This window comes from Cupriavidus necator N-1 (genome assembly GCF_000219215.1).
GTDB classification, from domain to species: domain Bacteria; phylum Pseudomonadota; class Gammaproteobacteria; order Burkholderiales; family Burkholderiaceae; genus Cupriavidus; species Cupriavidus necator.
On sequence record NC_015724.1, the window covers coordinates 143,517 to 163,039 of the forward strand.

At 61.4% G+C, this 19,523-nt stretch carries 15 protein-coding genes; 13 read left to right on the forward strand and 2 right to left on the reverse strand.

All coding sequences use genetic code 11. The features are described 5' to 3' along the window. Position 1: 1 nt before the first annotated feature. On the reverse strand, positions 2-751 hold the full coding sequence (locus CNE_RS37370) for an IclR family transcriptional regulator (RefSeq protein WP_013954244.1): 750 nt from the start codon (positions 749-751) through the stop codon (positions 2-4). A gap of 129 nt (positions 752-880) precedes the next feature. Here CNE_RS37370 and CNE_RS37375 point away from each other — a divergent pair, with 129 nt between their 5' ends. The 10 genes from CNE_RS37375 (at position 881) to CNE_RS37420 (ending at position 13,317) form a co-directional block, all read left to right on the forward strand. Continuing rightward, positions 881-2,359: an aldehyde dehydrogenase gene (locus CNE_RS37375; RefSeq protein WP_013954245.1), complete on the forward strand. Its 1,479-nt coding sequence runs from the start codon at positions 881-883 to the stop codon at positions 2,357-2,359. 35 nt (positions 2,360-2,394) lie between these two features. Then, positions 2,395-3,858, forward strand: a complete 1,464-nt coding sequence (locus tag CNE_RS37380; protein ID WP_013954246.1) for an FAD-dependent oxidoreductase — start codon at positions 2,395-2,397, stop codon at positions 3,856-3,858. 46 nt (positions 3,859-3,904) lie between these two features. Further along, on the forward strand, positions 3,905-5,101 hold the full coding sequence (locus tag CNE_RS37385) for an ABC transporter substrate-binding protein (RefSeq protein ID WP_013954247.1): 1,197 nt from the start codon (positions 3,905-3,907) through the stop codon (positions 5,099-5,101). Between the two features lie 22 nt (positions 5,102-5,123). Next, a complete protein-coding gene (locus tag CNE_RS37390) occupies positions 5,124-5,981 on the forward strand; it encodes a branched-chain amino acid ABC transporter permease (protein ID WP_013954248.1) in 858 nt (285 codons plus the stop codon). Beyond that, on the forward strand, positions 5,974-6,960 hold the full coding sequence (locus tag CNE_RS37395) for a branched-chain amino acid ABC transporter permease (RefSeq protein WP_013954249.1): 987 nt from the start codon (positions 5,974-5,976) through the stop codon (positions 6,958-6,960). The genes CNE_RS37390 and CNE_RS37395 overlap by 8 nt, the downstream gene beginning before the upstream one ends. Next, on the forward strand, positions 6,960-7,712 hold the full coding sequence (locus CNE_RS37400; RefSeq protein ID WP_013954250.1) for an ABC transporter ATP-binding protein: 753 nt from the start codon (positions 6,960-6,962) through the stop codon (positions 7,710-7,712). Before CNE_RS37395 ends, CNE_RS37400 begins: the two co-directional genes overlap by 1 nt. Beyond that, positions 7,709-8,428 (forward strand): ABC transporter ATP-binding protein, encoded by a 720-nt coding sequence (locus tag CNE_RS37405; RefSeq protein WP_013954251.1) that lies wholly within the window; start codon positions 7,709-7,711, stop codon positions 8,426-8,428. The genes CNE_RS37400 and CNE_RS37405 overlap by 4 nt, the downstream gene beginning before the upstream one ends. Positions 8,429-8,564: 136 nt before the next feature. Further along, entirely contained in the window at positions 8,565-11,204 is a 2,640-nt protein-coding gene (gene acnA / locus CNE_RS37410; protein ID WP_013954252.1) for an aconitate hydratase AcnA, read from the forward strand. 689 nt (positions 11,205-11,893) lie between these two features. Further along, entirely contained in the window at positions 11,894-13,093 is a 1,200-nt protein-coding gene (locus CNE_RS37415) for a CaiB/BaiF CoA transferase family protein (RefSeq protein WP_013954253.1), read from the forward strand. Further along, entirely contained in the window at positions 13,090-13,317 is a 228-nt protein-coding gene (locus tag CNE_RS37420) for a hypothetical protein (RefSeq protein WP_013954254.1), read from the forward strand. The genes CNE_RS37415 and CNE_RS37420 overlap by 4 nt, the downstream gene beginning before the upstream one ends. Before the next feature lie 58 nt (positions 13,318-13,375). Here the strand turns inward: CNE_RS37420 and CNE_RS37425 are convergent, their stop codons facing one another. Then, complete coding sequence (locus CNE_RS37425; protein WP_041229386.1) at positions 13,376-14,605, reverse strand: tyrosine-type recombinase/integrase; 1,230 nt, start codon at positions 14,603-14,605, stop codon at positions 13,376-13,378. A gap of 257 nt (positions 14,606-14,862) precedes the next feature. Here CNE_RS37425 and CNE_RS37430 point away from each other — a divergent pair, with 257 nt between their 5' ends. Genes CNE_RS37430 through CNE_RS37440 form a run of 3 tightly spaced genes read left to right on the forward strand, consistent with a single transcriptional unit; the run spans position 14,863 to position 19,336 of the window. Beyond that, on the forward strand, positions 14,863-16,908 hold the full coding sequence (locus CNE_RS37430) for a hypothetical protein (protein WP_013954256.1): 2,046 nt from the start codon (positions 14,863-14,865) through the stop codon (positions 16,906-16,908). 3 nt (positions 16,909-16,911) lie between these two features. Beyond that, positions 16,912-17,892 carry an ATP-binding protein gene (locus CNE_RS37435; RefSeq protein WP_013954257.1) on the forward strand — a complete coding sequence of 327 codons (981 nt, stop codon included), beginning with the start codon at positions 16,912-16,914 and terminating at the stop codon, positions 17,890-17,892. Position 17,893: 1 nt separating this feature from the next. Continuing rightward, on the forward strand, positions 17,894-19,336 hold the full coding sequence (locus tag CNE_RS37440; protein ID WP_013954258.1) for a hypothetical protein: 1,443 nt from the start codon (positions 17,894-17,896) through the stop codon (positions 19,334-19,336). Positions 19,337-19,523: the final 187 nt, after the last annotated feature.

Sequence of the window (19,523 nt, forward strand, 5' to 3'; positions counted from 1 at the left end):
ATCAGAGCAACACTTCGTACCTTGACCCATCCCCGCCAAAGAGTTCGGTCAGATGCTGGGACGCCCGGAACAAGTGTGGTTTTATCCGGGCGATCGCTTCCTTGCCCAAGCGCGTTGCCGGACCGGAGATGGAAATGGCGCCTTCGAGCTTATCCGCAGAACCGAACACCGGCGAGGCTAGTGACACGATGCCCTCATAGAGCTCCCCTCGGCTTAACGAGAACATCTCCTCGCGGATCGTATCGAACTCAGGACCCTGCCGGCCCACGAAGGCGAGTAACACCTTACCTCCTGCGCCGCGCTCAAGGGGGCGCATTTCTCCGGCCTGCACGTTGTCAGTGATCGCGAGAGGCGAGTTCGCGCGATACGCGCACAAGCGCTTGTCCCCCGATATGACATAGAACGTCGCGCTCTCTTCCGTCAGCTCAACGAGGTTTCGCAACACAGGCATCACCAGCTCCGCAGGATGCAGATTGCGCTGGTACAGCGTCGCGAGCCGGAACGGCGTGGGACCAAGGGTAAACACGCTGCCTTCGCCCCTTCGCAGATAGCCGTACGCCTCTAGCGACTCGGCCAGCCGAAGGATCGTGCTTTTGTACAGGCCGGTCCGCTCGGCCATCTGCGCCAAAGTGAAGGACAGCTGCTCCTTCGAGAACGTGTCGAGAAGGGACAGCGCTCGATTTACCGCTGCAACTCCTACCTCGTCCTCGCCGGCAGGCTCCTGCTTTGGTTCAAGGTTTCTTCTAGCCATTTGATTTTCTCCAATGTGAATCATAAACCACACCCACGCAGCAATCGACGAGCGTTCTATCCACCAGAACGCTTGACTGTAGTTTAGAACGCTCCTAAAGTTGCTGCAACAGCCAAACAAGGAGACGTGGTGAAGCGCTATCAGATGTTCATCAATAACGAGTGGGTCGACTCCACCTCGGGACAGTGGTTCGAGTCTATCGAGCCGTATTCGGGCAAGGCCTGGGCGGAAGTGCCGAAGGGCAACGCCCAGGACGTTGAGAAGGCCGTGCAGGCGGCCAAGGCTGCGTTTGATGATCCCGCTTGGCGGGATCTCACCGCGACGCAGCGCGGCGCACTTCTGCGTCGTCTCGCCGAATTGGTCAGCACGAATGTCACGCGCCTGGCCGACACGGAGCAGCGGGACAACGGCAAGCTGATCGCCGAAGTCTCCGGACAGGTTCAGAACGTTGCCCAGTGGTTCCACTACTACGCAGGTCTGGCCGACAAGGTACAGGGCGCCGTGGTACCCATCAACAAGCCGGGCGTCTTCAACTACATCAAGCACGAGCCGCTGGGGGTGGTCGCGGCGATTACGCCCTGGAATTCCCCTCTCGCACTGACAGTCTGGAAAATGGCGCCGGCATTGGCCGCCGGCAATACGATGGTCATCAAGCCGTCCGAATACACCTCGGCATCGCTGCTGGAGCTTGCTGCCTTGACCAAGGAAGCCGGCTTCCCCCCTGGTGTGGTCAATGTCATCACGGGGTTCGGTGCAGATGTGGGTGAACCGCTGGTGCGCCATCAGGACATTGCCAAGATCGCGTTCACAGGTGGCGACATTGCCGGCCAGCGCATCAACGAGATTGCTGCAAGCGACTTCAAGAAGGTTACGCTCGAGCTGGGTGGAAAATCGGCAAATATTGTCTTCGACGATGCCGATCTTGACCAAGCAGTAAAAGGCGCCGTCGCGGGCATCTTCGGTGCCGCCGGGCAGACCTGCATGGCTGGTTCCCGACTGCTGGTCCAGCGCAATGTGCACGACCAGTTCGTCGAGATGCTGATCAAGGTTGCCAGCGATGCGGTTATCGGCGACCCCTCCAAACACGAAACACAAGTTGGTCCGATCGCAACCGAGGCCCAGTTCCGGAAGATCCTTTCCTACATCGAGATTGCGAAGAGCGGCGGAGCGCACTGCGTTCTCGGCGGCCACGCACTGACTGGCGATGCCTACGGACAAGGCCAGTTCATCGCCCCGACGATCTTCACGGGCGTGACGAACGACATGCGTATCGCCCAAGAAGAAGTCTTTGGGCCGGTGCTTGCCGTCATCCCGTTCGACACGGAAGACGACGCCCTGCGCATCGCCAACGACACCATGTTCGGTCTCGCAGCCGGGGTATGGACTTCCGACCTGCATCGCGCCTTCTACATGTCCGACCGCCTGAAGGCAGGCACTGTGTGGGTGAACAATTACCGCGCGACCAGCTTTACCACACCGTTCGGCGGCTACAAGCGCAGCGGGATCGGCCGCGAGGGCGGCGTGGACGCCATCAAGGAATATCTCCAGACCAAGAGTGTCTGGATCACTACCAAGCCGGCCAAGGCAAACGCCTTCGTTCTGGGCTAACGGCGCACCAACCAAGGCAATCAGGAGGAGCTACTGTGAACGATAAATCTGACGCGGACGTTCTCATCGTGGGATGTGGTGTTGCCGGGCTTTCCGCCGCCGTTACCGCGCTGGAAGCGGGCCTCAAGGTCATCAACCTGGAGCGCTCGGATGAGAGCCAATTTGGCGGAAACTCGCGCTGGACCGAAGCGTACATGCGCATGAAGAACGACACGGAAATCTCCGACGATTTCGAGGAGCACTTTGCGAACAATGCCGGATGGAACATCGACCCCAATGTCCTCGATGCCCTCACCGACTCCTATGCAAACTGGCCGTCCTTCGTGAAGTCGCACAGCCTGCCGGATCCCGAAGTCATCTCAGCTTTCGCCAACTCGGTTCCACCCACGATCTCCTGGCTCAAGGGACTGGGCCTGAAGTTCGAACCTCAACCGATCTACCTGCTGACGCAGAACACCACCCGCATCGCAGCCAAGGGCGGCGGCCTCGCCATCATCGAGGCATTGCGCGCCAAGGCGTTGGCACTTGGCGGTGAAATTCGATACCGCACTACCGCGACCGACCTCGTTCGCAACGACAATGGCGCGGCCTGCGGCCTCGTCATCACGACCCCCGATGGCGTCCGGTCGCAGTTGCTTGCAAAACACGTGGTCCTGGCAAGCGGCGGGTTCCAGGGTAATCCGGAGATGATGACGAAGTACGTGGGTCCGCGCGCAAAGCACATTCGGCCAGTTGCCATCGGCGGGTACTACAACCGTGGCGAGGGTATCCAGATGGCGCTCAACGCCGGCGCAGCTCCTGCCGGGGAATTCGGTTCCTATCACGCGGAGCCCGTCGATCCCCGCTCGCAGCAGGCAGAGGCCGTCGTGTTCATTTACCCATACGGCATGCTGGTCAACAAGCTCGCCAAGCGCTTTGTCAACGAGGCGCCTGGAACCGTCGACGCCCACTACGACAACATCGCGCGCACCATCGCGGATCAACCGGATGGCATCTCATATGTCATCTTCGACTCCAAGGTCGACGACATTCCGCGCTGGAAGACTAGCATCCGCAGCGATCAGCCTCCCGTCTCAGCGCAGACGCTTGAAGCCCTCGCCGCGAAACTTGGCCTTCCCGACGATGCGCTCGCGCAAACCGTCGCTACCTTCAACGCAGCATGCCCGCAGCGCTCGGACGCGTTCGAGCCATTCACCGTGGACCACCGCGGCACCAAAGGCCTCGAGATCAACAAGAGCCACTGGTGCCGTCCGATCGACCAGTCGCCTTTTTACGCCTATCCGATTATCTCCACTAACTGCTTCACGTTTGGCGGCCTGAAGGTCAATGAGAGTGCGCAGGTTCTGGATCAGGACGGCCGTGTCATGGCAGGCCTGTATGCGGCTGGGGAAACCATGGGCATCTATCATCAAGTCTATACGGGCTCGACGTCCGTGCTTCGGGGCCTGGTCTTCGGCCGCCGAGCTGCCCAGCACATTGCACTCAGCTCTCACCGCTGAGGCAAATCAAGCATTACTGACATATAAGACCTCCAGGAGACTCACCATGGACCGACGCGCGTTTCTGTCGCTAGCAGGCGCCACCGCGGGATCGATTGCACTCCCTAGCCTTGCCATCGCCCAGCCGAAGCCGCTGGTGTACTACAGCATTAATGCCTTCTCTGGCAACTTCGCAGCAAGCGGCAAGTACAGCGACCTCGGCGTACGCGCAGCCATCACCGGCTATGGGACCCGCCTTGGCCGCGCTATTGAATACAAGCGCATCGATACCGAAGGCAACCCAGCCATTGCCGTACGCAAGGTCCAGCAGGCCATCAGCCAGGACGGCGCACGCCATTTCGGCGGGGCCGCCCTTTCGTCGGAGGCGCTGGTCATCATGAAGGAGGTGAACAAAGCGAATGGCGTCTACATCACCTACGTCGGAGCGGATGAGGTCACGGGCAAGGACTGCAACCGTTCCGCGTTTCGGTGGTCCACACCGACCTTTGGCGCGGTCAACACGGTCCTGCGGCCCTTGTTCCAACAGAATCCGAAATGGAAGAAGGCGTATACGATCACCGGCCAGTATGTGTTCGGAGAGGCGCTGCTGCGCAACTCGAAGGCAGTGATGCAGGACGCGAAGGTGGAGCTCGTCGGAAACAGCTACCACTCGCTTGCCGAAAAGGAATTCTCGGGCTATCTCGGCAACGCGATGGCCTCCGGAGCCGATGTTCTCGTAATTCTGAACTTCGGCGCAAACACGCTCGACCTGCTCCGGCAGGCCGCCAGCTTCGGAATCAAGAAGCGCATGGCCGTGGCAGTTGTCTGGTTCTCCGGCCTGGACACTTTCCAGGCGCTCGGCGCCGATGTCACCGAGGACATATATTTCGGCCTGCAGTACTGGCACGGACTCGATACGCCGGGTAATAAGACGTTCCTCGACGTGTATCGGCGCGAGTTCAAGGAGAACCCTCGGTTCTATTCGGCCGCCGACTACCAGATCGCCACGCTGATGTTCGACGCCATCAGGAAAGGGGGCAGCGAAGACCCCGCAGCCATCATCAAGGCGCTGGAGGGCTACACCTATGCCGGCCTGACCGGCGAGGAGCAGGTGCGTCCTTTCGACCACCAGGTCATCAAGAACTACTTCCTTGCCCGAGGGAAGAAGAAGTCCGCCATGAAGGATGCGGACGACTTCGTGGACATTCTGTCGTCGTCGAAGACTGCCAGCCCCAAATCCGCGTCGGATTGCAAAATGGCCTGAGGCCACAGCCGGAGTCGTCGACATGAACATCTATGTCTTCCAAGCCCTGAACGGGCTCGGCCTGGGAATGATCTATTTCCTGCTTTCGGTCGGGCTGAGCATCATTTTTGGTCTCCTTGGCTTCGTCAACTTTGCACACGGCGCCTTGTTTCTCGTTGGCGCCTACGCCGCCTTCTTTACTAGCCAGGCAACCGGGAGCTTTGCACTGGGCCTCATCGCCTCGTTCGTTTGCGTCGCAAGTGTCGGCTTGGTCGCAGAGCACTGGTTGCTCAGGCGAACGTACAAAATGTCCCACGAGGCGCAGATCCTCGTGACCGTCGGCCTCACGTTCGTGCTCACCGAAACCGTGGTCTATTTCTTTGGGCCTGAGTCCCAGCGCGTGGCGCCGCCAGAGGCACTGAGCAGCGTCCTGATGATCGGACCGTACCCCATCCCCAGCTTTCGGGTCTTCATCGTCATCGTTTGCGCGGTAATCGGGGCGGCGCTCTGGTGGCTGTTCGAGCGAACGATGTTCGGCGCCAGGGTCCGCGCAGGGAACGAACGTCCGCAGATGCTCAAGCTGCTGGGCACGAAAGTGTCGCGGGTGTATGCGATTGCTTTCGGACTGGGAACCGGTTTGGCGGGCCTAGCCGGTGGGCTGGCCGTACCCCTCCGCGGCGCTGATCCGTCCATGGGCCTCGAAGCCATCGTCATTGCCTTCGTGGTGGTCGTCATCGGCGGCATGGGCAGCTTCAGTGGACCGCTGGTCGGCGGGCTGATCATTGGCGTAACACAAAGCATGATGAGCGCCATCTGGCCGGAGGGAGCACGCCTTGCCATCTTCCTTCTCATGGTTGTCGTTCTTCTCCTGATGCCCAAAGGACTCTTCGGCCGTGCTTAATACCATTTCAAAGTCAGCCGGGGCGTTCTACCTGACGCTGCTGGCCTTGCCCCTCGCATTGCCATTGATGTCGGGGTCCGCCACCACGGCGGTCGTCGTGATGATCTTCGGGATCGCTGCTGCGGCCTGCAACCTAATGCTCGGCTATGCCGGGCTGCTCAGCTTCGCGCAGGGAACGTTCTTTGGCGTCGGCTCTTATGCGGCTGGTCTACTGCTAAGGAGTCATCCAGACTTGGGCCTCGGCGTGCTTGTGCTCTGTGCTGTCGCCGGTGCGGTGGCCGCCCTGATCATCGGCATGCTGAGCATCCGGCGCAAAGGCATCTACTTCGTCATGATCACACTGGCGATGGCGCAGATGGCATTCTTCGCGGCGCTATCGTTTCCGGATGTGACGGGCGGCGAAAATGGTCTTCTCGATATTCCTCGCTTGAGTGCAGGTCTGGATGGCATCCTCTCGGAATCGCAGAGCCAGTATCTCGTCGTGTCGGTGATGTTCTTCCTCGCGTTCGCTTTCCTGCGCCGGGTCGTGCGATCGCCGTTTGGCCGGGTACTTGACGCAGTGCGCGAGAACGAAACGCGCGCCCAGATGGCAGGCTACGACGTCCGGCGGCTCAAGCTCCTCGCCTTCGTGATATCCGGTTCCGTGACCGCGCTGGCGGGCGCGCTGTATGCAATCCAGTTGCGCTCAGCGCCCCTATCGAACATCGACCTGATGATGTCGGAAACGATTCTGATCATGGCCATTCTCGGCGGCAAACGATCACTTCTGGGTGCCGTCTTTGGGGCTTTGCTGATGACTTTGATGGCGGAGCAGCTTTCCCAATTGTGGCCGCGGTGGCAAATGATTGTCGGCTTCGTGCTCATTCTGACCGTCCTCTTCGCACCGAGCGGCATCGGCGGAGTCTCTTCCCAATGGCGAATGTCACGTGAGAAACGGAAGGCCAGCGGAACGCACCTGAGTAGTAAGGAGACTGCGTGATGACAGCCACCATCCTGACCACTCGAGGGCTGGGCCTCGACTACGGCAGCTTCACCGCCGTGGGCAAGGTCGCCCTCGACCTGAAAGCAAATACGCTCCACTCATTGATCGGACCAAACGGCGCGGGAAAGACGTCCCTCTTCAACATCGTGAGCGGACGATTACCTGCCACGCGCGGAACAATCGAGTTCGAGGGCAAGAACATTACGCGCTCTCCAGCGCATGGACGGGTGAAGCTTGGCATGGCGCGCAGCTTCCAAGTGACGAGCCTGTTCCCCGAAAGCACGGTTTTGGACAATCTGCGCCTTGCCGCAATGGGATACGAGGCTGGCCGGTCTCTCCATTTCTGGAGCACATGGAACAAGGAAGCCAGCAAACACGAGATTGCCGACAAGGTGCTCGTCGAGCTGGATCTCGCTCGCTACGCCAGCATGCCGGTGGGAGCCCTCTCACACGGCACACAGCGGCTGGTGGAGATTGGAATGTGCCTCGTGGCCAGGCCTATGCTCCTACTTCTCGATGAGCCGATGGCGGGCCTCGGGCTTGCGGATGTCCCCCGTGTCTCCGAGCTCCTGCTGCAGTTGAAGGCTAGTTACACCATTCTGCTAGTCGAGCACAACATGCACGTGGTCATGGGCATCAGCGACCGCATCACGGTCATGTTCCAGGGAAACGTCATCGCAGAAGGCTCCCCTGATGAAATTCGACAGGACGCCAATGTAAAGCGTGTATATCTCGGGAGTTCCGTATGACTCAGCCACTACTAGCACTCCACGGCGTTCAAGCTTCATATGGCAAGAGCATTGCGTTGGAGGATGTCTCGCTGCAAGTCGGTCGCGGAGAAGTTGTCAGTCTTATGGGCCGGAACGGCATGGGAAAAACTTCCACGCTGAATACCATCGTCGGCGTGCTGGAGAAGACCGCGGGCTCGGTCCATCTCGACGGTGTCGACATTAGCGATCTTGAGTCGGATGAAATCTCGCGCCTTGGCGTCTCGCTCGTGCCGGCGGACAGAGGCATCTTCACGCTGCTGTCGGTTGAGGAGAATCTAAAGATCGCCAGGCGCAAGCACTCCGCGTGGACTTTGGAGAGCGCATACGCGAGCTTCCCTCGGCTCAAGGAGCGGCGGAAGAACCTTGGCGGCGCACTGTCCGGCGGCGAGCAACAGATGCTGTCGATCGCGCGAGCGCTGATGCAGGGCCCGAAAGTCTTGCTGTTGGACGAACCGACCGAGGGGCTGGCGCCGGTGATCGTGGACGAGCTGGTCGAGCTGATTGCAAGTGTCGGTCGCTCCGGCGTATCGATCGTGCTGGTGGAGCAAACCTTCGCCGTTTGCCGAGCGCTGGCGTCGCGACACTACGTTTTGGAGGAAGGCCACGTGGTGTTCGAAGGGCCAACGGCGGCGTTGGACGACGATCCCACCACACTGGAGCGCTTCCTCGGGTTGGACGTCGGCGTTCACGCGTAATTTTTCTTCCCAGACGTAGGCATACGGGGACGCCAGCGTTTTCACTGGTGTCGGGCCCGCGCTTGCCCGCGAAATCCGCATCAGCGAGTGCCTGGCCTGCGCACGGCCAGGCGTACCAAACAGAACGAGACAATTCATGCGCTTATCTCGCAACAGCTTCAGATGTCGGACAGCGCTTCCGGGCATGCCAGGCTACTTCTGCATGTCCATCGTGGAAGCAGAGAAGAACGGCGCCGGCGCGCTTACTCGGCTGCCCTACAGCTTGCGGGTGCTGGCCGAACATCTGCTTCGCCACGAAGACGGCGATGTTGTACGCAAGGAGGATATCGAGGCGCTCGGGGAGTGGACCCTCACCGGGTCGAGCACCAAAAGCGTTGGCTTCATGCCCGGCCGTGTCCTGATGCAGGACGCGGCCGGTCTTCCAGTTCTCGCCGACCTGGCTGCGCTCGATGAGGAGCTGCGAGCGAAGCGCGGCACCGGTATCACGCTGAAGCTTCCGGCAGATCTGATCGTCGACCACGCCGTGGAGGTGGACGCATCCGGCACGCGTGCCGCCCTTTCCGCTAACCTTCAGCTTGAGTTCGAGCGGCACGGCAAACGATATGAATTTCTCAAGTGGGCGGCCCAGCGGTTCACCAACCTTCGCATCGCGCCTCCTGGCATCGGCATCTGTCATCAGCTCAACCTCGAAGTGCTTGCCGACCTCGTCAGCACGAACACGACAGATGACCCCGAACTCTTGGGATTCGATTCGGTACTCGGCACGGACAGCCACACCACCATGGTCAACGGCCTTTCGATCTTCGGCTGGGGCATTGGCGGTATCGATGCGACAGCAGCCTTGCTCGGTGAGCCGACCGTCATACGCATTCCGGATGTCATTGGGGTGCGCCTGTATGGCAGCCTTCGGCCAGGTGTCCAAGCAAGTGATCTGGCCCTCACGCTAACCTCCACACTGCGGGAACACGACCTTGTGCAACGGGTGGTGGAATTCTGTGGGCCTGCGCTAGGCACACTGTCCGTGCCCGATCGAGCTACCGTCGCCAACATGGCGCCCGAGTATGGCGCGACCATGGCCTACTTCCCGCCGGACGCGCAAACGCTAGCCTACCTTCGCTGGACCGGCAGGCCTCAGGAACACTTAGCGCGGGTAGAAAACTTCCTCCGAGCGCAGGGCACGTACCGAGTGGCCTCAGATCCCGAGCCATGCTTCACCGCGGTCATCGACTTCGATCTCGGCTCAGTTGAACCAACGGTCGCTGGCCCTTCTTTGCCTCAACAGCGCCGCACCCTGAGCGAGGTGCCGGCCACGATCGAGCACACGGGGATGGGAGAAGGCCTAACGCATGGCGCCGTGGTGCTTGCGGCCATTACCTCGTGCACGAATACTTCAAATCCCGAGGCCCTCGTCACGGCGGGACTCTTGGCAAGGAATGCCGTCGCGCGGGGCATGCATGTGCCCAGATGGGTCAAGACCTCCTTTGCCCCGGGCTCCCGCGTCGCGTCCGAACTCCTCAGCGCTGCTGGACTGCAGCAACATCTCGACACGCTGGGTTTTCACGTTGTCGGTCACGGCTGTGCCACCTGCATGGGAAACTCTGGGCCTCTGCATCCCGGCGTGGAAGCCTACGTGAAGAACGAGAAGCTGTCGGTTGCCGCCGTTCTTTCCGGAAACCGCAACTTCGAGGGAAGAATCCATCCGGCCGTCCGGTCCGCCTATCTGGCATCGCCCGCGCTCGTGGTGGCCTATGCGTTGGCGGGCAATCTCGCCGTCGATCTATCATCTGCCCCGCTGGGCTCTGCGCCCGATGGCTCCCCCATCCAACTGGCCGATATCTGGCCTGACCCTCAGGAAGTGCGAGCAGCATTGGAGGGGGTCCGGCTCGAATCGCACTTCGCTGCGAATCGGCGAGCTTGGCAGTTGGGAACGGCGGAATGGGACGCGCTCCCCAGCGCGGTTGGGGACGAATACCCATGGGAAGCTCGCGCGGGGTACATCCGCCGCCCGCCGTTCCTCGAAACAACCGTTAGACGGCCATTGCTTACATCAGATATCGTGGGAGCCCGGCCGCTGCTCATTCTTGGCGATGCGGTGACCACGGATCATATTTCCCCGGTTTCCCGGATCCCAGCCGATTCATCTGCCGGTAGATGGCTTCAGGAACATGACGTTCCAGCGACCAAACACGGAACATTCAGCGCCAGGCGGCTAAACCATGAAGTCATGTTGCGCGGAGGCTTCGCCAACCCACGCATCCGCAACCGCCTCCTTTCCGAGGTCGAAGGTGGCTTCACACGAATTCTCCCCCATGGGGATGTCGTCCCGATTCATGAGGCTACGGGGGTCTACGCTGATCGCGAGGTTCCGATTATCGTGATAGCGGGCGAGCGCTACGGAGGGGGATCCGCTCGCGACTGGGCCGCGAAGGTGACGCGCCTGCTTGGCGTTCGTGCGGTGATTGCAAGGAGCTTCGAGCGCATCCACCGCGCCAACCTGGTAGCGTTCGGCGTACTGCCGCTAGAGACGCAAGAAGACCTTGGTAGCTTGCTTACAGGAGGCGAGACACTCGATATGGTCGGCCTGCCCGAGGCGCTACGCCTGGGCGGAGAACTCGAACTCACGATTCGCGCCCCAGATGGCACAGATGTGAAACGCCTCAAGCTTGTTTGCCGGATCGATACTACCGTGGAAGCGGAATGGTTGAAGTCGGGTGGAATGCTCGGACGCGTTCTCGACAAACTTCTCATTGAAACTACTACTCCTCAGCCGTCATGACATTGAGCAGTGGCAAAACGATGCGGGTCGTTAACCGGTCTTACACGCCGCAGTCTCGATTGAGCGATCTGATGTGGGAAGTGCGCGCACTTGCTCGCGAAGCGGAAAAGCGCACGCTTGCACAGTGTGCCGGCCATAGACATGAATATGCTGAACGCCTTGAATCCATACTCGATGCGTGGATGACTTCATTCACCGGGCGTGAGTTGTTGATATGTTTTGGCGCTGCCCTTGAGTTGGGCGTGGTCCCAGAGCGGCATATCTCAAGATGCATGATGGCCGCAAACGGCAACCAAACGAGTGACATACGCGCTCTCTTCTGGGCAGGGATGCGAAGAGTTCCAACATCTCGGCTCACCTCTATCCGTCGCGGTGAATGCGAGCATGGTTAGTCGACTGACCAAGTACGGCGGTCGGCCGAACCCTGGGTCTCCGTGTTGAGGAATGCTGCCACCGTTACTGAACGCCGCTTGGAATTGCGCAACAGTGCCGATGCTGCCAAATGCGTCTCGTGGCCAGACTGTAACCGAGACCCGAACGGCCATTGCTACTGCCCGACAGCGGCTATGTGCGGCCAATGGCTCAACGACCGCTTGTCGTCAAGATGGAACGCCGCCCCGCTCTTCGCAACCCGCCAGATTTCGCACAAAAGGCGGCTACCCCTAACTCCGCTACATTGGAGACCAGTTATGCAAAAGCCCTTGCGCAATGTCCGCGTGCTCGACCTCACCAACGTGCTGGCCGGGCCCTTCTGCTGCCACCAACTCGCCCATATGGGAGCCGAAGTCATTAAGGTGGAGACGCCTGGCACCGGTGACCTGGCCCGCCAATTGGGTGCCGACCCGGAACTGAATCAGCGCTTGATGGGCGTGTCATTTCTGGCGCAGAACCCCGGCAAGCAGTCGATAACGATCAACCTGAAGCATGCGCGCGGCAAGGAGGTATTCCGTAAGCTGGTGTGCAGCGCCGATGTGGTAGTGGAGAACTTCCGACCCGGCGTGATGAATCGGCTTGGGCTGGGCTACGAGATGCTGAAGCAGGAGAATCCGCGACTAATCTATTGCGCCATCTCCGGCTTCGGCCAAGATGGTCCGCTCGCAGAGCTTCCCGCCTATGACCAGATCATCCAGGGCATGTCCGGGGTGATGAGCATCACGGGTGACTCACAGACCGCGCCCTACCGCGTTGGCTATCCGGTCTCGGATACTATCGGCGGCCTTACCGCAGCCTTCGCGGTGGCGGCTTCGCTCGCTGACCACCAGCGCACCGAGGGCTATTTCATCGACGTATCGATGTTGGACGCCACGCTGGCCACCATGGGCTGGGTGGTCTCAAACAACCTGATCGCAGGCAAGACGCCGGCGCCAATGGGTAACGAGAACATGACGGCTAGCCCGTCCGGCACGTTCCGCACCGGCGATGGGCTGCTCAACATCGCTGCGAATAAGCAGGAGCAATTCGAGGCCGTGTGCCGCGTGGTTGGCCGGCCCGAACTGGCCACTGACGAACGTTTCGCTCAGCGTCAGGGCCGCCTGGCAAATCGCGTTGCCCTGACCGATGCGCTGGAAGTTGAGCTGGTGAAGAAACCCGCCATGGAATGGTGGCCCCTGCTGAACGCGGCCGACGTTCCGGCGGGACCGGTCCTAAGCGTACCCGACACGCTAGCGCACCCACAGGTGCGCGACCGCGGCATGATCGGCGTATTTCCCAATGCTCCAGGCGTCGGTCGCGACATCCGCGTGGTGCGTACCGGCTTCAAGGTCAACCGCGAAGCACCGGCTGTGGACACGCCGCCACCCGAACTTGGTCAGCATACCCGCCAAGTGCTCGGCAGTCTGGGCTATAGCGATTCCGATATCGACCAACTCAGCGAGGAGCGTGCAGTATGAGCGGTGCTGAGGAAGTCATGAATCCCGGGGAAAACACAACGGATCCGGACCAGCGCCTGTCACAAGACTGGTGGCGCACCGAAATCATCGATATGCGTCCGGGCGAAATCCGCTACCGCGGCTACCCGATCGAGCAGTTGATCGGTCGCGTGTCGTTTGCTCAGATGATCTGCTCCCGCCCGGTTGATGCGAGCGCAGGCTGGGATGTAATTTCAAGATCGTGAAACTACAGTTCGCATGCCTTAAGCTGGCTTGCCGCAATCGCGGAGAAGGCTGGCGGCGTTAGCTCTTTTGGGCCCACCCAATCCGATGCCGCTCCTGCGTGGCCGCGTGCCGCGCGTCCTCCTCGCTGTGCAGGTAGCCGCTGGTGGTCGCGATCGAGGCATGGCCAAAGTTGTCCCGCACAAAACGCAGGTCGACCTTCTGGTCGGTCATGTGCGAGCCGGCAGTATGGCGCAGCCAGTGCGCCGAGGCGCTGGCCAGCACCGCAGCCTGACCCTCCCACTCGGGCCCGCGCGCGCGCAGGCGCGCTGCCGCCATGCCGAATACCTCCTTCAGAATCAGGTGCAGCGCTCCGCGTGACAGGGCCTTGTCGCGACCCGTCTCACGGCCGATCACCGGCAGCAGCAGTGGGCGCGTTTCCCCGGGGTGCGGGGTGGGCGGCAGCCCGTGGGCGCGGCGGTAGCGCGCGAGTTCGGCAATGAGCTCGTCGGTGGCCGGCACCAGCCGGGTTTTGTTGCCCTTGCCGGTGACCTCCAGCCACCAGCGCTCGACGCCCTGGGCATCACGCCGGCAAAAAAACGCGCCCATCGCCGTGCCGGTGACCTCCGCCGCCCGCAACCCGCCCAGATAGAGCACGGTCAAGAGCCAGCGGCAGCGCGCGGCATGCAGGCGCTCGCGTTCGGTCGCGGCTGGCATCGCCTCGATGGTGGCCTTGACTGCATTCCACAGATCGTGGCTGAGGTAGCGCGTGATCCGCGGCCGGGTCGGCGCGCGCCGGCGGCGCGCCAGCGCGAGCGGATTGCCGGCCAAATAGCCGGCCTCGGTCAGCCGGGCGAAGAGGGCATTCAGAATGACCATCGCGTGGCGCACGCTCGCGGGCGACAGCGGCCCCGCAAACGGGCGCCAGTCGGGGTGGCTGCGGGCGAGCTTCTTGCTGCCGGACAGCACCCAGCGCGCGGCCGGCTGCGGGTCGGCCAGGAAGCGTTCATAGACCAGCAGGTCCTCGTGCGTCAGCGAAGACAGCGGCTTGCCGAGTTGCAGCACGGCCCACAGCAGCAGCCGCTCGACCTCGCGGCGGTAGGCGCTCACGGTCGCCGGGGTGTCGGCATAGCGCGCGAGCCAGGCGGTGACGGCGGCCAGGTCGTTGGTCGCGGCAATGCGGGTGGCCGTGGCGGGCGCGCGGTTGCTGCCGGCGGCGCCGGAGAGCGCGGGCGGCAAGTGCAGGCGCTCGAGCGGGGTGGGCGGCGCCGCGGCTGAGGTTGGCAGGGGTTCGAGGGGGAGGAGTTCCATGGGCGGGGAATCGGCCGGGGCGTTAGTTTGCACAATTTTGTATCCGATACGTGGCCGTGAAAGCGACGCAGCCCGGGCGTGCGAGAACAAATTTACTTCACAAAATTCTGCACCATTTTGTTCCTCCGGCGAACACTCGAAGCAATTTTGTATCTTCGCCAACGTTTGTTCCATGCTCGTCGTGCGATTTCTCCCGAAGGTGCCCTATGGTTTACAACCATCGCCTCTTGGGCGATCAGCCCATTTTGGAGCGTCGCATGGAAGAGGGCATTGACGACAATTCCTTTTACTCCCGCCGGATGATAGACGGGCGAACCGTCGACACTTCCCACTGGGCCAGCCCCGACGAGGGAGCACTTACTGGTGACCGACGCGTCCTGTACCTTGCGAGAAAGCAGGCGGTTTCGCTGTATCTTTCCGGTGCCTCGGCCGAGAGCATCAGGCGGCTGACGTCGCTTGGCACAAGACAGGCCTATCGTCTCATCCGGGAGCGCTGCCTTGAGACGCATCCCGACGGGCGTCCTTATGGCTGGCGCGGACTTGTACCATGGCTCCGAGTCAAGCCATACCGTCGTAGCAGGAAGGTCCATGTCGACCAGTTCGGCCGCGGCGCTGCGGGCGCGATGCAAGCGCTGCTGGACTGCCAGCCGGCGCTTCGTCAGGCATTTGAGGCGCGTATCCTTGCGAGCGCCTCAGCCAAGCGGCTAGTCGAAACTAAACAGTCGAGAAGGCGTCATTGCGCGTGGTTTCTGGACCAATTGCGTAGCTTCGGGTACGAAGCGCGAAACGAATGGCCGTTCAATACATCGAGCCTTGGCTACTATTCGATCTGTCGGTATATCGACAAGGTGCTGTCGGCCAACCCAAGGGCGCTGGCCGCGGCGAGTGGCGGGCCGAATTTGGCTTTGAAGCTGAGGTCCGGTGACGGAACCGGGCGGCCGGTGCTGAGGTTCATGCAACGCGTCGAGATGGACGCGCACAAGCTAGACGGACGTTTCTGCGTGTCGCTTCCCCTCATGGGGGGCGGTTTCAAGGAGAAGATCGTTCATCGTCTCTGGGTCGTTGTGATCCTGGAGGTCGTTTCGCGCGCGGTGCTAGGGTACTACTTCAGCGTGAGACGGGAAGTATCGAAAGATGACGTCATGCGCGCGCTGAAGCGGGCATTGGGCAGATGGTGCCTGCGCCCGGTCAGTTTTTGCGATACGCCGTATCTGCCTGAAGCCGGGCTTCTTTCCGCTGTGGGTAGCGATTTCGTCGGGCTATGCTGGGACGAGACCAGCGTAGATGGTGCGCTTGCCGAGACTTGTCAGCACGTGCGGGATGCGCTGCGCGACAGCGTCGGCTCCACGCTACTGGACCCGAAGACCTCGTTCTCGAAACGTCGAAGCAAGGATGACCGTCCGTTCATCGAGGCGTTTTTCCGCAATCTGGCCGGACAGGGATTTCAGCGTCTTTCCAACACCACCGGCGCCAATTTCCAGGACCGCAAGGGAAGACAGCCGGAAGAGGTCGCCCTGGCGAGTCGATTCCAGTACGAATATGCGGAAGAGCTGCTGGACGTGCTCATTGCCAACTACAACGCGACACCGCACAGCGGGATTGGTAACCGCACGCCGCTCGCGTATGCGAAGTTCTTGTACCACCATTCCCAGCAGAGCTTCCGGCGAGCCGACCCCGCTGTCGTGGACACGCTATTCAGCATCCGCAAGCGCTGCATCGTGCGCGGGGGCGCTGCGAGCGGGCGTGCCCCGTTCGTTGAGTTCCATTACGGCCGTTACACCAACGACGTGCTGCACAACCGGCACGACCTTGTCGGATCCGAGATCTGGGTGGTCTGCCACAAGGAGGATGACTGCCGGGTGGCGCTTGCCTCCACGCTGGACGGTATGTCACTCGGCGTGTTGCGGGCAGCACCGCCTTGGAACATGTCGCCGCACAGCCTGTCGCTACGTGCTGCAATTTGCCAGGCGTGCTCTCACGGAAAGTTTGCGATCCCGGCAGGCGTCGACGCCATCGATGTCTTCATGCGCTACGTGGAGAGCCAGGCGCACAACCGCTTGCCGGTCCATCCGGCCTACCTCGAGGCACGGCGCATACTGGCAGCCGCAGCCGATTCATCAATCGGGCCTTCCATGCTGGATGCAGCAATGGCTCGGGCCAAGGCAGGCAGCAGTTCTTCGAACCATAGCAAGGGGTCCGCGCAGGAGCCGACGGCAAGACGCGCGCAGTCTGGCGCCGCGGACCCGCCGAAGCCTCCTGCGGGTTCCACGCTGCCTCCGCGTCGAATGGCGCAGTCGAGGTAAGCCATGTCCTTCTCACTGCCCGAGCGCATCGATCCACGGCACTGCATCGTGACGAAGCAGTACGCGGTGTATACACCGCCCATGCACGAAATGATCGAGCAAATCGGCGAATGGATCGACCAGCAGCGCCCCGGCGGCTATATCTATGGCGCGTCACGCCTGGGCAAGTCCCGTTGTTTGCAGTGGTACGTTGCAAACGAATTGCAGGAGCGCTTCAAGGCCGTCATGCCCCTGGTGGTGTGGAATCGCCGCCCCGACAGTCAGAGTAGTGAAGCGGGATTCTGGCACCAGCTCCTACTCGCCTCACGCTTCGAATTTGCCAACCCGGCAAAGCCACCGAAGAAAGCCGAAGGCATATACCTGTGCAAGCAACGCTTCATCGCCATTGCGAACAACGCGCAACGGAACTACGTGGTGCTGCTTATTGACGAAGCGCAGGACCTGACGTTGCGGGAGTGGAAATGGCTGGCCGGCCTGCAAAATGAGCTCGATTACGAGGGCTATTTACTCAGCGTATTTTCAGTCGGCTCACACCAGTTGAACTATCGCCACGAATATATGGCCATCACGGGCAACGCTCACGTCGCCGCGCGCTTTATGGCAGCGCATGCGCGCTTCCACGGCCTGCGCTCCCCCGAGGAGATCGGGTACGTGCTCAACGGCTACGATATCGACTCCGAGTGGCCGCCAAGCAGCGGCGTTCCGTACTTGGAGTACTTCGCACCGGCGGATTATGCGGCAGGGCGCCGGCTCGCCGAATGCGCGGCGCAGCTGTGGAAAGCGCTGATGGAGCTTTCGCCCGAATCTGCGCGCCGGCATTTCGAGTTTCCAATGCAGCATGTCGCGAAAGCGACCGAGGCGATACTCTTCCAACTGGCGCGGGGCGAAGACTGGGACGACGTGACCTCCCACGAGAGCTGGTTGCGAGAACTCGCAAAAGCGAACTTCCCGGACCACATGAGGATCATCTCGACGGGTAGTTGACATGGCGGCCTACCCATCGGTGAACTGGTGGCCGGGAAACCTCCGTCCGTACGAGTCGAGGCTGTCGTTCGTCGCCCGCTTCTGCGCAATGAATGGCATCAACGTCCGAAAATGCGCGAAGTTTTTGAGTGTGGAGCCCGATAGCAACACGCCGCTTCCGATCGACAAAATCAGGCGTCTGGCGTCCGTGCTCGGTGAGACCGCGCCGCTTGTCGAAGACGTTTTCTCGCCTTCCATACGGTTCATCGATGTCGGCCGTTATGGCCCGCCTCCCGATAGTCGCGAGCGAGGTGCCATCCGCTATTGCGAGACCTGTGTGCAGCACGGCTACCACAGCTACCTGCATCAGCTTGGGTGGCTTTCGCGGTGCCCATTTCACCTGAGCGAGCTGAAAACGACCTGGGCGCAGAAGCACACCGCCAGCCTCGTGTCGCAGCGCGTGGGCGCGTTGGAGTTCGTGATGCGGCAACGCTGCAGGACGTGGCCGCACGGCATTAATGCCGGCTTTCCCGCCCGAGAGCAGGGGCGTGTTGCGTCGCTCGCCGGCTGGGTCGCACGGGCGAGCGTCGCTGCCGCGCGCATGTCGCTCGGCGAGATCTGGTCGTCGGGCAACGATGGCATGCCGGGGGCCGTCTCCCTCGACCAAGCGTTCGGCCAGCTGCGCACGCTTGAGCCCCCGCCCGAGGACATCGAGCCGCTCCTTATCGAAGCCGGTGATCGGTGGACTCTGGAAAGCCACGCGTTTGCGCGGCAAGCGAAAATCCAGCTCGGCGGCCTCAGGTTGTGCCACCTCAGCTTTGCCGAAGTTCTTCACTTCTATATACGCATCAACGCCGCTTCGGCGAATCCGTCTTCGTTTGTCACGCGCCTGCATGCCATGCAGGACCGGCAGACTCGCCATGGCACCTGTCGCTGTCGGTGGAGGCTGACCAAGGCGGGATGGCTTTCCCGCTGGGTCAGCGTGCATCCAGAGGAGGGGCCCCGCTGGGGCCTGATCTGCCCATACGATATCGCGCTCAACGAACTTCAACTCGGCTGGGGCCGTTCGGACCTGGCGCTCTCCAATCGGCAGGCGGAGCAGGAACGGCGGCGCTTCTGCAGCGTTTCTCACGCCATGCGCGACTTGGGCCTCATCCGCTATACACGGGATGCAGCGGTAGCGCCGGCGGGTTATCTATATGCCGATCAGGACGTCTGGACCTGCTGCGAGTGGGTCCGGGAATCGGCGCTAAGCGCAGTGCTCGATATGGCGGTCGCGTGGGAAGCCGAGCTGACGTTCGACGCGCTGACCACTTGGCTAGATGACATCGATCGGGGTGTCGATCCACTTGAGCGCGACGATTCCAAATCTTGCGTCCGCCTGTGCGAAACCGACGATGGCCTGTTGCTGATCAAGTGGACGAGGGCAGAAGCGAATGTGCGTCGGGGGCGATCCCGGATCTGAGCGCGACGCACCGTGGGCAACGTGAAAGCCGTTGGCTTGCGGCGTATCGACGCCAGAGTTTCGGCCCAGGGGGCTCGGAACAAAATTGTGCAGAAAACGGAAACAAAATTGTGCAAACCAACGACGGGCGTCAGTGAAACTAATTTTGTTCCCGTCATGGACACGGAAAATAAGGGCAACCAGAGGG

What these genes read in the sequence shown, in the direction of transcription:
- CNE_RS37440 (WP_013954258.1), top strand. Translation starts at nt 17,894, where the DNA reads ATGGCGGCCTACCCATCGGTGAACTGGTGGCCGGGAAACCTCCGTCCG.
- CNE_RS37430 (WP_013954256.1), top strand. Translation starts at nt 14,863, where the DNA reads ATGGAAGAGGGCATTGACGACAATTCCTTTTACTCCCGCCGGATGATA.
- CNE_RS37385 (WP_013954247.1), top strand. Translation starts at nt 3,905, where the DNA reads ATGGACCGACGCGCGTTTCTGTCGCTAGCAGGCGCCACCGCGGGATCG.
- CNE_RS37370 (WP_013954244.1), bottom strand. Translation starts at nt 751, where the DNA reads ATGGCTAGAAGAAACCTTGAACCAAAGCAGGAGCCTGCCGGCGAGGAC.
- CNE_RS37400 (WP_013954250.1), top strand. Translation starts at nt 6,960, where the DNA reads ATGACAGCCACCATCCTGACCACTCGAGGGCTGGGCCTCGACTACGGC.
- CNE_RS37390 (WP_013954248.1), top strand. Translation starts at nt 5,124, where the DNA reads ATGAACATCTATGTCTTCCAAGCCCTGAACGGGCTCGGCCTGGGAATG.
- CNE_RS37415 (WP_013954253.1), top strand. Translation starts at nt 11,894, where the DNA reads ATGCAAAAGCCCTTGCGCAATGTCCGCGTGCTCGACCTCACCAACGTG.
- CNE_RS37405 (WP_013954251.1), top strand. Translation starts at nt 7,709, where the DNA reads ATGACTCAGCCACTACTAGCACTCCACGGCGTTCAAGCTTCATATGGC.
- CNE_RS37435 (WP_013954257.1), top strand. Translation starts at nt 16,912, where the DNA reads ATGTCCTTCTCACTGCCCGAGCGCATCGATCCACGGCACTGCATCGTG.
- CNE_RS37425 (WP_041229386.1), bottom strand. Translation starts at nt 14,605, where the DNA reads ATGGAACTCCTCCCCCTCGAACCCCTGCCAACCTCAGCCGCGGCGCCG.
- CNE_RS37420 (WP_013954254.1), top strand. Translation starts at nt 13,090, where the DNA reads ATGAGCGGTGCTGAGGAAGTCATGAATCCCGGGGAAAACACAACGGAT.
- acnA (WP_013954252.1), top strand. Translation starts at nt 8,565, where the DNA reads ATGCGCTTATCTCGCAACAGCTTCAGATGTCGGACAGCGCTTCCGGGC.